Raw genomic sequence first — 14,930 nt, 5'->3', positions numbered from 1 at the left:
TGTGGGAATTATACCTACCTACTGGTAGATTTTTCCCATATCCTCAATTCTTGAATCCGAATTGAGTCACAATAATAATAGGCAATCATTGAAGGTGCTTTTATGCTTCGTCTAACTCAAATTATTCGGAACTTGTTCCTTCGTTTTGAAGGCTTGTTTGGTGTTTTATTCCAAAGTATTTCTAATTTTTTCGGAAATTTATTTGGTTTTTTTGCCAAGCTTTTCGGATTCTCTCAGTCTGGTTATTTCTTGGAATCCGATCGGGTGCAAGGCGTAAATCAAGTTTCAACTAAACAGCCAATTGAAACGAATCGGGATAACACTACTAAAATTCCTGCCCCTAACCGCCGTCGTTCTAATGCCAAACTTGATGACTACTACCTCAACATGGCTCGTGATGTGAAAAAGAACTAACAAAAGCCATAAATTAGATTTTTTTCTCAGAATTTTATCAATTACTTTTCCCTATGCTAGTGGTCTGTCCTATTAGTTACGAGGGGTGAATAAGTTTGTAGTCAGGACTTTACTCCTGGATTTTTAAGTACTGAAGTGCTTACTACAAACTCATTATATTTAATCGGACAAGCCACTAGGTAGTGTAGGGTTGCGAAAATCATCCAGCCATAATTAACAGATTCGTATGTGCGTAGACATCGCACCTTTAACAAAAATTTTGTCCAGTTTGAGGCTGGACAATAGCTATAAATATTTTTGAGCTTGAATATTTAGTTGATTTTTAACTTACCAAATCAACTAAGGCGTTGCTTTGGAAGCGGACTATAGATGAAACTGAGCAACCGCGATAATTTTCAGAAGTGAATACTGATAGTGTGATGTTAGCTTGACCTGGATCTAAAATGCGTTTTACCTTGCAGGTTTGCATTTTATTGTTGCAGTAAGCAATAATCCGGTCGCCAGCCTTGACTTCCAACGCTTGAATTTTCAATTAATACCAACCTTGCCAGGAATTTGCTTTGTTAAAGGAAAAACATATTGCTGTATCTCAGCCGCTTAACAATAGCAATATTCTTCTAGTATAGCACAAAAATTAAGGATATCAATGCTATCAATTTAATCTTGGTAATGTCAAGTTGATTCATACTGCAAATATTAGGGCAAAAGGTAGGAGGCAGTGTTTCGACTACGCTCAACAACCAAGTAGGAGGCAGAAATTTATCTGTTGCTCTCAACCCTATCTAGTTCCAAGCCACCAAATCGTTCGCGCAGCAGAGTATTTATTGAAATTCTGATGTAGGGAAACCTCCAATACGGTTCGGTTCAGATAAGCATTTTGAACTCAAAATAGGGTTTGGGTAAAAGGGAAATGGGTAAGGGTTAAAGGTTTTTTATTCCCTTTTCCCCTTTACCCTCGCCCCTTATCCCCAGAGGGGACCCCACCTTCCCCTTTAACCGAACCGTATTGGGGAAACCTCTACTCCAAAGAAGTTAGAGCAAAATTTTTTTGAAGACAAATTTTTCTTTCGATGTTTTTGTTACAATCATTGAAATTTTTACCTAAAAATACCACTATGGCTTTATACGCTGAATTACATAGACATCTAGGCGGCTCGGTCGTACCACGAGTTTTATGGCGATATTTCGAGCGACATTCTGCGGAGTTGATTTCCCGCTTTGCTGACTATTCAGAATTTGAAGATTTTTATACCCGTCCACGTAACACCCTAGACGAGTATCTAGAATTACACACTCTGGTAGAAAGCGTGCAAACTGTAGAGACTTTGCCTTACTTTATCTATCGCTTGGTGCGGGGTGCTTACATATTTGAAAATTTGGCTTATCTGGAACTGCGCTACACTCCTTATTTGCGGACACCTGAGCATCTGAGTCAATCCGCAAGAATTGACAAGATGGCAGAAATTGTGCGAGTAGTAGGACTTGCCAGCCAGCAGCCAGAGTATCCAATTGTTACTAGCCAAATTCTCTGTATGCACACGCGCCTACCTTATGAGGTGAACAAGGCAATTGTTGATTTGGCGGCGCAAAATAAACAGTATGTCTGTGCAGTAGATGTAGCCGGAGGTGATAGTTATTACGCCGATCGCTTAGAAGAATGGATTAGCTTATATGATTATGCGCGATCGCTGGGCGTTAATACCACGGGACATCTATATGAAACCACTGCTGGTTGTTACCCAGAACTGTTACCATATTTGATGCGGATTGGTCACGGCATTCAAATTCCCCTACTATATCCAGAGCTACTTAATGATGTCGCTAGACGCGGACAATGTTTGGAGGTTTGTCCAACAACTTACCTAAAAACTGGAACTTTGCAGGATATACGTCAACTCAAATTAGTTTTTGACCGTTGTCTTGATGCTGGGGTTGATATTGCTATCTGTACTGATAATGCTGGATTGCACAATGTGCGTCTACCATTTGAGTATGAGAATCTCTTGACTTACAACATTATTAGTTTTGAACAACTACAAGCTTGTCAAGATGCGGCTTTCCGTCATGCTTTTGCTTGGCCTTACAGTCAACGTCCTGCATCACTGTTGAACGGTTTGCTCAAACCTGAACCAGCGAAAATTTTGTCCATGAGAGATAGTAATTAACGAATCGCCTAAAGATATTCATAAAGTCAGGTGATTTAATGTTAATTAATGTTGCAATTACTAATTTTTTCTGATGCCATAGAGAAAGTTGTAATGCACAATAGATATCTTGCAAAAGTATTTTTGCACTCTTGGGGGAAAGAGACTCATGTTAAAGTGAAAGGATTTTTCTTATCCCTTTCCCCTTTCCCCTTTACCCTTTTCCCGACAAATGCCAAGAAGTCTAATAGATATCTTGCAATAATTAATGTTTTAGAAATTAAACCACAGATGCACACAGATAATTTATCAGTGTTTATTTGTGGTTCTTTTTTTGCTGAGAAAAGATTCTTGCTAGAAGTTGTATATAGTGTGCGCCAAAAGCTATAAACTAGAATTTATGGCATCTACTATTCAAGCTCTACCAACAGAAGTTGTATATCTCATTACAGCTGGAGAGGTAATCGATTCTTTAGCCTCTGTGGTGCGGGAATTGGTAGAAAATTCCCTAGACGCAGGTGCAACGCGAATTGTGGTTTCTCTGTGGCCGCAGCAATGGCGAATTCGGGTGGCAGATAATGGCTGTGGAATGAACCTAGATGATTTGCAACAAGCAGCCACAGCCCACAGCACTAGTAAAATTCGCTCTAGTGCCGATTTGTGGAAAATTAACAGTTTGGGGTTTCGTGGTGAGGCGTTGCACAGTTTAACGACTCTGGCTGATTTAGAAATTTTGAGTCGTCCTCTGGGGGGAAAATTAGGATGGCGGATAATTTATGGCAATGGCGGGAAAGTTGTACAAGTTGAAGCAACTGCGATCGCACCTGGTACAGTAGTTACAGTTTCCCATCTTTTTGGTAATTGCTCATCTCGTCGTCAGGGATTACCCACAACAGCACAGCAAATGAAAGCTGTGCAAGCCACAATTCACCAAATCGCCCTGTGTCATCCCCACGTCACCTGGCAGATTTGGCAAAATGACCGTCAATGGTTCACCATTTGTCCGGCTGCCACAACTGGACAACTACTACCGCAAATTTTACCGCAAGTGCGACAAGGTGACTTGCAAGAAATAAAATTAGAACTCCCCAACCCTCCAAACTCCTGTACAGAAGACGCGATAAATCGCGTCTCTACTCTGGACTCTTGTACAGACGCGATTCATCGCGTCTCTCAGCACTCAGCACTAAATTTAGTGGTAGGATTACCCGATCGCACTCATCGTCATCGTCCAGATTGGGTACGTGTAGCCATTAACGGCAGGATGGTGAAGACACCGGAATTAGAGCAAACCATATTATCAGCATTTCATAGAACATTACCACGCGATCGCTATCCAATTTGTTTCTTACATCTTGCCATTTCCCCCAATCAAATTAACTGGAATCGCAATCCAGCAAAAACAGAAATTTACCTCAACGAAATCATTTATTGGCAAGAGAAAATTACCCAAGCAATTAACCAAGCACTCAGCATTTCTTCTAATAATCTCAAAGAAGCTGTTCACACAACACGAGTTAGTAAATTACTCAAAGCCGCAGAAGCCAAAGGCGGCTATAATTTCAATCCTCAAAATCCCAAACCTTGTACAGACGCGATTCATCGCGTCTCTCCTAACTCTTTAAAAGCTGTCGCTCAAGTTAGCAACACTTATATTGTGGCGGAACATTCAAGTGGGATGTGGTTAGTAGAACAGCACATTGCCCATGAGCGAGTTTTGTATGAGCAATTGTCTGATAATTGGCAACTTGTACCCGTCGAACCGCCAATCATTCTTTATCAATTATCCCCAGCGCAAGTATTGCAACTGCAACGCATCAGTTTAGAAATAGACCCCTTTGGCGAACAACTTTGGGCAGTCCGTAATCTCCCTGCACCTTTACAACAGCGAGACGACTGTGCAGAAGCAATTTTAGAACTTAGTTGGGGAGGTGATTTACAAACAGCCCAAGTCGCTGTTGCCTGTCGTAGTGCTATTCGTAACGGTACACCGATGAATCAGCAAGAAATGCAGACACTTTTAGATAATTGGCAACGCACTCGCAACCCCCGCACCTGTCCTCATGGACGACCAATTTATCTATCTTTAGAAGAATCAGCATTAGCCCGATTTTTCCGGCGGAATTGGGTAATTGGAAAAAGTCACGGAATTTGATGTTTTTGGCAAGACATTACAATAGCTGTAAAAATGGAAGCGACAACTAAAAAATAGCATTTTATAACATTTAAAAATGCATGAATTACCCCGATATAAAACATGAATTTTTGGGATATCTACGGTATAATTCTAAATTAGATTGGTATGAAAGCCAAGTTGTATTCTATGAAACACAACTTACTATTAGTATTTCAACAGACGATAATGATAAGGTCAAGTCAGCCTTGGACAGAGCTAGTAGTGTTGTACAAGAGTTGAAACATCATGCTAAAAGTGCAAAAGAATATGCTGTTCAACAATTGCTAAAGCTTAAGAATGATACATGGCTTGATGAAGATGAGACATTAACATCTGAAGAGTTCAAAAACAGAATGACGCTTGAAGGATTGGTCTTTTTTCCAGATGGTGAAGCAGAGTTCTACTATAACGATGGAAACCTATTTTTTGGACACTGTATCATTATTAAAATGGATAAAAATGATTGTTTTGTAGATGCTAGGATCGGTGGTTAATTTTTCCTCGTTCCCAGTCTCCGACTGGGAATGCATTCATTGAGTCTCTGACTCAATGCCAGATTGGAGGCAGAGCCTCAACGAGGGGCATTCCCATGCTCTTCATGGGAACGAGACAAACGAGACAAAACGAGACAAACGAGATAAACGAGAGAAGAATGGAAAATCAAACTTTTTTTGACTTGTGTGTACACCGTAGCCCCTTTGCAAGGGTAGGGTTAGGGTGGGGTAAAACCCAAATTTATCAAGCAATAGCGTCTTGCTTAGGCTTTCGCGCCGGACGCTTGCGATCGCTTCGACGAACGCCCCCCGCCATTTTGTACTCATCGCTATTCTTGCCATACTTTGCAGCTACACTCAGTAACATGTGTTCTGTTAGTTCCATTAGCGACTTTTCGGTAACTTCTAAAGCTTCCTGAGTCATATCCACGGTGGAGAGGCTTGAGTTATAAGCTTCCAATTTGTCTTGTGTTGTTTTGATAAGGGTTGCAAAGGCGTCAATTGTTACCCCATTCCCTAAGTCTAAGGTGGGACTGATCGATTTCAAAGCCGCAATCCGACGCTGCGCTTTATCAATTACTTTAGACCCGCGTTTTAGACGTGACATAAATCACCTTTCTGTTATTAATAATGCGCCAGGATAAAAACTGACTTCTACCCTAGACTGTACAGCACTAGGATAAACAGAATTACGGTTACTTGACACCCGCATTATTCAGTATAAGTTAAATTATTTAGTACAAATACACAAAACATTTCTGCGTAAATTCTTTTAGGTTGCCCGAATTCGATAAACGACTACCCGAATTCAATAAACGACTACCCGAATTCGATAAACGACTACCCGAATTCGATAAACGACTACCCGAATTCAATAAACGACTACCCGAATTCGATAAACGACTACCCGAATTCAATATATAGGAATCCGGTTTGATTTCTGAAAAAAATCCGTACACTTATAATCCTCTTCTTCACTATTGCCTATTGCCTATTGCCTGTTCCCTGCCTCTACGAGTAATTTCAAAAATCAAATAGGATTCCTATAGGAACTCATAGCAATCTTATTTGAGTTGTGAGAATTTTTGTTATGGTCGTCCTTGGTCAGTTGTGATTACAAAGGACAAATGACTAATGACATCTTCACGGCTAATCTATGTAAAAACACTTAAAAATCTATTGACAAGTATAAAATAATACTATATATTTAAATAAGAAAGGCGATCGCGGACTCTTGGCCGAGGGCGATCGCCTTTCATTTAACCCCTACAATTGGAGTCAAGTACAATCATGACACAATCAAAAAAGTTCGCCAAATCACAACAAAAACAGTATTTACCTACCCAAGGCAACAACGCACCCCCTCTGAATCTATCTAATCAAAAGCAATCGCCAAAAAGAGAACCGATTAAACATTTATTGATTGGTTCACCCAAAGCCGTTACCAGCACAATTCACTTGTTGCAAGTTCTCGGTTATGCCAACGTTGGTGATTGGAGTGCGCTACTACCAACAGGTAATCCACATGAAGTTATGAGTATTTTAAGCCGTCAGCTTTTGATGCAATAACTTTCTTGGCATTTGTCGGGAAAAGGGGAAAGGGGAAAAAGGTTCTGTATTTTCCCTTTCCCCTTTAACCAAAACCTTTTCCCCAAGAGTGCAAAAAGCACTTTTGCCAAGAGGTCTAATGGTCAACATAGCCTAGACCCTGATTTTTCTTAGATATTCTTAGTCTCGGTCTTTTTTTGTGACTTTGTACCCATCTAAAGCAATCCTAGCGTAGGCGTAGCCCGCCGCAGGCATCGCCTTTTTGTATGCCCTATTGTGCTTGCTTCATACACAACGAGCTTTTTGCGCTTTCCTATCCGTCGAACTCCTAATAAATAAGGCAGTTCTTGCAGGAGGCAGAAGGCAGTCCCGATGAAACAAGTTTCACAGCCAAGTATGAAAATGTGATGTGAGACGGATCTATATAGATACTCATCGAAGGAGCATTTTCAAGTCAGTGATTGTGGTGATGGGTATTTTAGGCTGTGTCATCGCTTTGACGAGCGCTTTCATGCTTTGGCCTAATTTTATTCTGCTAAGAGTAGTGAAAAGTAATAACTTTTCTGAATAAATACTTAGATAAATAGAAATTCCTCCCCCGATTCTTGGAGTCACGAATTATTGACTACAGGACATAGCAGAGGGAATAGAAGAACTTTGCCCAGATTGAGCCACGAGCATAATATTACCGTTACCATCAACAATCCATCCTTGAGCCTCGACAATTGGGTTGCTAGATTTGGTTATAGATGCAGTAGATGATTTATCCGCGACTGTGTGTGTTGCTTGTGGTGGCAAATCTACCCAACCAGTAATCACTGCTCGTCCTCGCAACGGTTCATTAGGACTTTGGGGTAATCCACCGCGTCCGGTGGCGATAAAACTACTAGCGTTTTGTCCTCCTCTGCGAGTGCAACCTTGGGTAATTTGTTGGGATACATCCACGAGGTTAGAGGGTAGTTGAATTAAGCCGCGACTTGGGTCAGTATCTGGACTGTTGATAGTTACTTCCCCGCTCACCCCTAATTCTGAACTTGCGGTAATGTCACTATTTTTAGTTGGGCTTTTTTGCGAGAGAATACCGAAAATCCCGTTTGTTGTAATATCAACTCTACCACCAGTTCCAGTGAAAGCGTTAGCGCTGATATCGCTATTTTCTTTAGGAACTGCAACGATAAATCTTGAATTGATTTTGATGTTACCACCATTGCCACCTAATTTTTCTGTACCTGCGTTGGTGGAAATTTGACTGTTGCGGCGGAGTAAGAGTAAGTCGCTGTTGACGTTGATGTTACCACCGTTACCGGATGCAGATTCGGCATTGAGTTTACCTTGGTTATCTAAGGTAAATTTGGGTGAGTTAATTTCGATGTCGCCTGTGATTCCTGAACCTGTGGAATTGACAAATAAGCCACTGTTAGCACCGATATTTAGTACGTTGTCAGGAAAGTTAGTAACTCGGTCATCATAACTAAAGTCACTACCACTAATTATTAGGTTATCAGTAGCATTGACAGTAATTTTACCTGCACGTCCATTGCTTGAGGTAGTCGTGGTGAGTTGTCCGCCGTTGAGTGCTTCAAAAATATTTGCATTTACCGTAATATCACCACCCCTTTGATCGTTTCTAGTGCGTGCATCTAGTAAAGCACCGTTTGAGATGCGAAATATATTGGTTTTTACGGTGATATCGCCACCTTTCCCTGTGGAATTAAAATCAGTAAATGTGAATAAACCACTAGAAAATTTGCTCTGTTGATTACTTCTAGAAATAGTTATTGTATCTTTTGCATTGATGCGAGTATTCCCTGCATTCCCCTGTCCATAAGTTGAGGCAATAAGTCGAGCGCCATCACTTAGAGAGAAGTCACCAGAATCAATAGTAATGTTACCTCCATTGCCATTTGTTCCTGTGTCCACGAAACTGCTAATCCCACTGTAAACATCGTTTTTCTCACCAGAAATCTCAACAGCACCTGTGACTGTAACATTGACATTGCCTGCATCCCCCCGTCCTGCTGGTTGGGTAGCAGATGCACCACGAGTAATAGTTAGCAGTTGAGCGCCATCAGTGAGTGAGAGTGTTGTTGCATTAATGTCGATATTGCCTCCTTTACCTACACCTCCTGCTTCTACGGTGCTGAAAATGTAAGCGTTACCTGCAAGGTCAACAGCATTTTTTGCACTCACTCTCACATTCCCCGCATTTCCCACTCCTAAAGTTGAGGCAGAAAGTAGAGCGCCATCACTTAGAGAGAAGTCACCAGAATCGATAGTAATGTTACCTCCATTGCCACTTGTTCCTGTGTCCACGAAACTGCGAATCCCACTGGAAAAATCGTTTTTCTCACCAGAGATGTTAACAGTACCTGTGACTTTAACATTGACATTGCCTGCATCCCCTCTTCCTGCTGGTTGGGTAGCAGATGCACTACGATTAATGGTTAGCAGTTGAGCGCCATCAGTGAGTGACAGCGTTGTTGCATTAATATTGATATTGCCTCCATTACCTACGCCTCCTGCATCCACGATGCTGAGGATGTCACCATTTGCAAGGTTAACAGCATTTTTTGCACTCACTGTCACATTCCCTGCATTTCCCTCTCCTGAAGTTGAGGCAGAAAGTTGAGCACCATCAGTGAGTGACAGTGTTGTAGCATTGATGTTGATATTGCCTCCTTGACCTACGCCTCCTGCATCCACGGTGCTGAGGATGCCACCATTTGCAAGGGAAATAGCATTTTTTGCACTCACTGACACATTCCCCGCATTCCCCTCTCCTGAAGTTGAGGCAGAAAGAAAAGCGCCGTCTCGTAATGAGAACTCACCAGAATCGATGGTAATGTTACCGCCATTCCCAACTGTTCCTGTGCCTACATTGCTGCTAATCACACTGGAAAAATTGTTTTTCCCCCCAGAGATATTAACAGTACCTGTGACTTTAACATTGACATTGCCCGCATCCCCCTGTCCGGCTGGCTGGGTAGCAGATGCACTACGATTAATGGTTAGCAGTTGAGCGCCATCGGTGAGTGACAGTGTTGTAGCATTGATGTTGATATCGCCTCCTTGACCTACGCCTCCTGCTTCCACGATGCTGAGAATGGCAGCGTTACCTGCAAGGTCAACAGCATCTTTTGCACTCACTGTCACATTCCCCGCATCTCCCTCTCCATAAGTTGAGGCTTCAAGTCGAGCGCCGTCTCGTAATGAGAAGTCACCAGAATCGATAAAAATGTTACCGCCATTCCCAATAGTTCCCGTTTCCACATAGCTGCCAATCCCACTCTCGAAATCGTTTTTCACGCCAGCAATATGAACCGTACCTGTTACTTTAACATTGACATTGCCTGCATCCCCCCGTCCGGCTGGCTGGGTAGCAGATGCAGTACGATTAATGGTTAGCAGTTGAGCGCCATCAGTGAGTGACAGTGTTGTAGCATTGATGTTGATATTGCCTCCTTGACCTACGCCTCCTGGTTCCACGATACTGAGGATGGCAGCGTTACCTGCAAGGTCAACAGCATCTTTTGCAGTCACTATCACATTCCCTGCATTTCCCTCTCCATAAGTTGAGGCAGAAAGTTGAGCGCTATCTCGTAATGAGAAGTCACCAGAATCAATAAAAATGTTACCGCCATTGCCTTTTGAATCCTGACTCACAAAATTGCGAATCCCACTCCCGGAGTCAGCAACTTTGATTTCCCCCGTAGCATTAAGCGTAATATCCCCCGCAGTCGCCTCTGGTTGACCCAAACCAGAGGCGATACCAGCATTCAGCAGACTCCCTCCCAAAATATCTATGTTGCGGGCATTAATCGCAATATCACCGCCACCAGCAGCTTCTACATAGACAAACGCTTTATTGGTAAGTGACACATCTGCACGAGACACATTCAGAGGAAACTTCAAGCTGAGATTATCCCCATTAAAAAGAAGATTGACATTTCCAGGTGCTGCTAACCCCCCTAATTCAACTCTCCCACCATAAGCATTTAACTGGCCGCCATCCATGCTGACATTACCGCCCACTAGCAGCAAACTTTTACCATCTCCGACTCGTAAACCAGATGCATTAAAACCTGCGGGATCTATTCCTGCTGGTGCGACTGAGTTGTTTTGAATCGGTGCAGCAGCAATTTGATTGAATAGCAAAGCGGAAGGATTAACTGTTAGTAATGGCGAAGGAGTCTGAGGATTAGTTGCACTAAATTTCAACCCATTACCAAACACAAAAGAATTCGCCGTACTTCCGACAAAGGAACCCGCCACGTCCAGCCGTGCATTGTTCCCAAATAAAATGCCATTGGGATTGATCAAAAACAAATTTGCACCGCCGTTCACCCCCAATGTACCGAGAATATTGGAGATATTACTTCCCGTCACCCGTGTGAGAATATTGGAGATTCCCGTGGGATTGGCAAAATAAACTCGCTGCAATTCACCCACATTGAATTCCTGGAAACTATGGAACAGGTTTGCACCGCGAATTACTCCACCATCAATCCGATCGGCAGCACTACCTTTAATATTCACATTGGGAGTGATTATTGAAGAGTTATTACCCAATGTCCCATCAGGGATAATCTGTGCTAAGACGTGATTTTCACAAGAAAATATGCCATGAACCAGCACTCCAATAATGCTTATAGTTTCTAATAAATCTGAGTGCCAATTCCTATCTTTACAGGTTGTCATATCAGAATCAGCCTCGCTTGCTCATTTCCTACCTGTGAATATGCAATTTTCTTACACCACGGCTTCGAGCCACATATTCAAGGGTTTTTTGTTAGCCGTCCCGATCAGTTTTTCTACAATTAATTTCAGCAGATATTTTAACTAGATCGGAGTAAACTTTTTAAAACTTAAAAATAGGTAACGCATCTGATTGTTTCGATCGCTCTTGAGTTTCATCGTAATTCCTCCCCCGATTGGAGTCACGAATTATTGACTACAGGACATGGCAGAGGGAATAGAAGAACTTTGCCCAGATTGAGCCACAAGTATAATATCACCGTTACCATCAACAATCCATCCTTGAGCCTCGACAATTGGGTTGCTAGATTTGGTTATAGATGCAGTAGATAATTTATCCGCGATCGCTGTTGCTTGTGGTGGCAAATCTACCCAACCAGTAATCACTGCTCGTCCTCGCAACGGTTCATTAGGACTTTGGGGTAATCCACCTCGTCCGGTGGCGATAAAACGACTGGCGTTTTGTCCTCTTTTGGAAGTGCAACCTTGAGCAATTTGTCGGGATGCATCTATGAGGTTAGAGGGTAGTTGAATTAAGCCGCGACTGGGGTCAGTATCTGGACTGTTGATAGTTACTTCCCCACTCACTCCCAATTGTGAACTTGCGGTAATGTCACTGTTTTCGGTTGGGCTTTGTTGCGGGAGAATACCGAAAATCTCGTTGGTTGTAATGTCAACTTTGCCACCAATCCCTGTAAAGGCGTTAGCGCTGATATCGCTATTTTCTTTAGGAACGGCGACAATGAAAGGGCTATTAATAGTGATATTACCGCCATTGCCACCAAATTCGCTACTGCCGGCAGTGGTAGAAATTTGACTATGATTGCGTAGTAATAATAAATCTTGCAACTTCAAGGTAATATTACCACCATTTCCCGCTCTGGTTATGGCGGCGATCGCTCCTTGATTATCCAGGCTCAAAGAACCAGCTTGGATGTCAAGGTTGCCTGCCGTCCCTGCGCCGGTACTACTGACAGTGACTTCACCTCCATCCCGGACACTCATCTGCTCAGTTTCAACCTTTAAACTTCCCCCACTACCAGTACCTTCTGGTGTCACCGCAGCGCTGATTTGGCTGTTAAAGTTACCATTTGCTGATTTGCCAACGACTTCTACAGATTTCGACGCATGAATTCGTAAGTTACCTGCATTGCCCACTCCAGCAGTTCCAACCGATACTACTGCACCACCTCTCACACTCAAGCGATCGGTTTCAATTGTTAAATCGCCACCGTTACCTCTGGGTGGAATCACTGTTTCGTCTGCGTCTACTTCCACACCTGCATTGATACCTGTAGCATAGAGGTTATCAATAAGTGTATCAAATACCTCTACCTCAGAAGCACGAATTGTGAGATTACCAGCGTCGCCTTGACCAAAAGTAGCGACTTGCACTTTGCCTCCATTACTGACACTCAAGCGTTTTGTCTCAATGGTCAAGTTGCCACCGCGACCCTCACCTCTAGGGTTTACCTGAGCAAATAAGCCAGCAGGATTTTCAAGATTAGATGTAAATGATTTGATTTTTCCGCTAATTTCCACTGACTCGGCAGCGTGAATAGTCAAATTTCCGGCAAAACCTTTACGATAAACACTGCTTCCCACTTGACTGTCAATGATATTCATAGTGACAGTTTCAATGTTTATATTGCCAGCATTCCCTTGTCCAAAAGTACTGGCAGATAGTTGTCCATTTTGGACAATCAACTGATTGGTATTAATTGCCAAATCTCCTGCTGTTCCTGTACTCGATGTTTGAGTTAACAAGCTGCTGGGAAAGGGAAATAAACTATTACTATTAGTAGCAGATCCGATCAGTTTAACTGATTGGGAGGCATTGACTGTCAAACTTCCTCCAGCCCCACTACTGCTAGTTCGAGCTGAAATCGCTGCTCCATCTTGGATTAACAACTGATTGGTGTTAATCGTAATCTTTCCTGCGGGCCCTATGTCATAGGCGTTAGAACTTATTCTGCTAGGGTACCATCTATTAGGAAACTGTGGAAGAATAGCAGTACCGACTAGCTGCACTGATTCGGCATTTACTGTTATACTCCCTCCAACCCCTTTAGCTTCGCTATCGGTTATAATTCCGGCTCCATTTTGGATGAGTAACTGTCTAGTGTTAATCGTGATGTCTCCGGCGTCTCCTACTCCATTAGATGCAGCAAACATACCAGTAGAGCCTAAGTTGGGATTATCTGGAATACCGATTATTTGCACTGATTCTGAGGCATTCACAGTCAAATTTCCTGCCACACCTGCATTCGTTGTACTAGATGAAATCTTTCCTCCTGCTAAGATTTGTAACTGTCTGGTGTTAATTGTCAGGTCTCCTGCATCTCCTGTCCCAGAATTTTCAGCAAATAAACCACTGCGAATTCCAGTAGGTGATTCTCCAACGACTTGCACTGATTCAGAAGCATTTACACTCAATCCTTTTCCAGGTAATGCTCCTAAAGTGCTGGCTTCAATCTTGGAACCTCCACTAACTGTAACTCCTTTACCCCACACCTGAATAGCGCCGCCACCTTCGCCACTGGTACTGACCAAGGCTTGATTACTGAGTGAGATATCGGCTTTAGCTAGATTATCAGGAACAATCAAACTTAAATTATTACCATCCACATTCAGTCCGACTGTCCCCTCACCTGCAACTCCTGCTAATTCCACTCGCCCACCCGGAGCATTCAATTTACCTTCGTTGATGGCAATTTCTCCACCGACTAATAGCAAACTCTGGCCATCTGGTACTCGTAAACCAAAGATATTATCTCCTGCTGGTGCAATTGACCTGTTTTCAATTCTGCCAGCCTGAAGTTGATTGAATAGCAAAGCAGAAGGATTAACTGTTAGTAACAAGGAAGGAGTCTGAGGATTTGTTGCACTAAATTCCAACTCATTGCCAAACACAAAAGAATTCGCCGTACTCCCGACAAAGGAACCCGCCACATCAAGGCGTGCATTCTTCCCAAAGAAAATGCCATTCGGATTAATCAAAAACAAATTTGCATTACCATTCACCCCCAATGTACCGAGAATATTCGAGATATTACTTCCCGTCACCCGTGTGAGAATATTGGAGATTCCCGTGGGATTGGCAAAATAAACTCGCTGCAACTCACCCACATTGAATTCCTGGAAACTATGGAACAGGTTTGCACCGCGAATTACTCCACCATCAATCCGATCGGCAGCACTACCTTTAATATTCACATTAGGAGTGATTTTTGAAGAGTTATCGCCCAATGTCCCATCAGGGATAATCTGGGCTAAGACGTGATTTTCACAAGAAAATATGCCATGAGCCAGCACTCCAATAATGCCTATAGTTTCTAATAAATCTGAGTGCCAATTCCTATCTTTACAGGTTGTCATATCAGAATCAGCCTCGCTTGC

10 protein-coding genes are annotated in these 14,930 nt (G+C 42.6%); 6 read left to right on the top strand and 4 right to left on the bottom strand.

What is annotated here, in order from left to right; all coding sequences use genetic code 11:
• Positions 1-102 precede the first annotated feature (102 nt).
• Positions 103-414: a threonine dehydratase gene (locus ACR5KR_RS28715; RefSeq protein ID WP_322693275.1), complete on the top strand. Its 312-nt coding sequence runs from the start codon at positions 103-105 to the stop codon at positions 412-414.
• A gap of 322 nt (positions 415-736) precedes the next feature.
• Here the strand turns inward: ACR5KR_RS28715 and ACR5KR_RS28710 are convergent, their stop codons facing one another.
• A complete protein-coding gene (locus ACR5KR_RS28710; protein WP_094352741.1) occupies positions 737-946 on the bottom strand; it encodes a hypothetical protein in 210 nt (69 codons plus the stop codon).
• Positions 947-1,529: 583 nt separating this feature from the next.
• Between ACR5KR_RS28710 and ACR5KR_RS28705 the strand changes: the two genes are divergently transcribed.
• From ACR5KR_RS28705 to ACR5KR_RS28690, 4 genes are all read left to right on the top strand, one after another.
• The gene (locus ACR5KR_RS28705; RefSeq protein ID WP_322693277.1) at positions 1,530-2,579 is read left to right on the top strand and encodes an adenosine deaminase; all 1,050 of its coding nucleotides are present in this window, start codon (positions 1,530-1,532) and stop codon (positions 2,577-2,579) included.
• 48 nt (positions 2,580-2,627) lie between these two features.
• Positions 2,628-2,948, top strand: coding sequence for a hypothetical protein (locus tag ACR5KR_RS28700; protein ID WP_448268871.1), 321 nt, complete (start codon positions 2,628-2,630; stop codon positions 2,946-2,948).
• 10 nt (positions 2,949-2,958) lie between these two features.
• Positions 2,959-4,713 (top strand): DNA mismatch repair endonuclease MutL, encoded by a 1,755-nt coding sequence (gene mutL, locus ACR5KR_RS28695; protein ID WP_448268869.1) that lies wholly within the window; start codon positions 2,959-2,961, stop codon positions 4,711-4,713.
• A gap of 80 nt (positions 4,714-4,793) precedes the next feature.
• On the top strand, positions 4,794-5,228 hold the full coding sequence (locus ACR5KR_RS28690; protein WP_448268867.1) for a DUF2262 domain-containing protein: 435 nt from the start codon (positions 4,794-4,796) through the stop codon (positions 5,226-5,228).
• A gap of 244 nt (positions 5,229-5,472) precedes the next feature.
• Here ACR5KR_RS28690 and ACR5KR_RS28685 read toward each other — a convergent pair whose 3' ends face one another.
• Positions 5,473-5,835 carry a hypothetical protein gene (locus tag ACR5KR_RS28685; RefSeq protein ID WP_448268866.1) on the bottom strand — a complete coding sequence of 121 codons (363 nt, stop codon included), beginning with the start codon at positions 5,833-5,835 and terminating at the stop codon, positions 5,473-5,475.
• A 683-nt stretch (positions 5,836-6,518) separates the two neighbouring features.
• Between ACR5KR_RS28685 and ACR5KR_RS28680 the strand changes: the two genes are divergently transcribed.
• The gene (locus ACR5KR_RS28680; RefSeq protein ID WP_448268865.1) at positions 6,519-6,797 is read left to right on the top strand and encodes a hypothetical protein; all 279 of its coding nucleotides are present in this window, start codon (positions 6,519-6,521) and stop codon (positions 6,795-6,797) included.
• Between the two features lie 597 nt (positions 6,798-7,394).
• On the opposite strand, the gene ACR5KR_RS28675 is transcribed toward ACR5KR_RS28680, so the two are convergent.
• Positions 7,395-11,474 (bottom strand): two-partner secretion domain-containing protein, encoded by a 4,080-nt coding sequence (locus tag ACR5KR_RS28675; RefSeq protein WP_448268864.1) that lies wholly within the window; start codon positions 11,472-11,474, stop codon positions 7,395-7,397.
• 246 nt (positions 11,475-11,720) lie between these two features.
• Complete coding sequence (locus ACR5KR_RS28670) at positions 11,721-14,909, bottom strand: two-partner secretion domain-containing protein (protein ID WP_448268862.1); 3,189 nt, start codon at positions 14,907-14,909, stop codon at positions 11,721-11,723.
• Positions 14,910-14,930 lie beyond the last annotated feature (21 nt).

Source organism: Nostoc sp. DSM 114159 (assembly GCF_053470285.1).
The sequence above is the reverse complement of the archived record's forward strand: the minus strand, read 5'-3'. Positions and strand labels throughout refer to the sequence as shown.

Coding starts and splice junctions, on each gene's coding strand:
- ACR5KR_RS28715 (WP_322693275.1), top strand. CDS start 103: ATGCTTCGTCTAACTCAAATTATTCGGAACTTGTTCCTTCGTTTTGAA.
- ACR5KR_RS28705 (WP_322693277.1), top strand. CDS start 1,530: ATGGCTTTATACGCTGAATTACATAGACATCTAGGCGGCTCGGTCGTA.
- ACR5KR_RS28700 (WP_448268871.1), top strand. CDS start 2,628: ATGTTGCAATTACTAATTTTTTCTGATGCCATAGAGAAAGTTGTAATG.
- mutL (WP_448268869.1), top strand. CDS start 2,959: ATGGCATCTACTATTCAAGCTCTACCAACAGAAGTTGTATATCTCATT.
- ACR5KR_RS28690 (WP_448268867.1), top strand. CDS start 4,794: ATGAATTACCCCGATATAAAACATGAATTTTTGGGATATCTACGGTAT.
- ACR5KR_RS28685 (WP_448268866.1), bottom strand. CDS start 5,835: ATGTCACGTCTAAAACGCGGGTCTAAAGTAATTGATAAAGCGCAGCGT.
- ACR5KR_RS28680 (WP_448268865.1), top strand. CDS start 6,519: ATGACACAATCAAAAAAGTTCGCCAAATCACAACAAAAACAGTATTTA.
- ACR5KR_RS28675 (WP_448268864.1), bottom strand. CDS start 11,474: ATGACAACCTGTAAAGATAGGAATTGGCACTCAGATTTATTAGAAACT.
- ACR5KR_RS28670 (WP_448268862.1), bottom strand. CDS start 14,909: ATGACAACCTGTAAAGATAGGAATTGGCACTCAGATTTATTAGAAACT.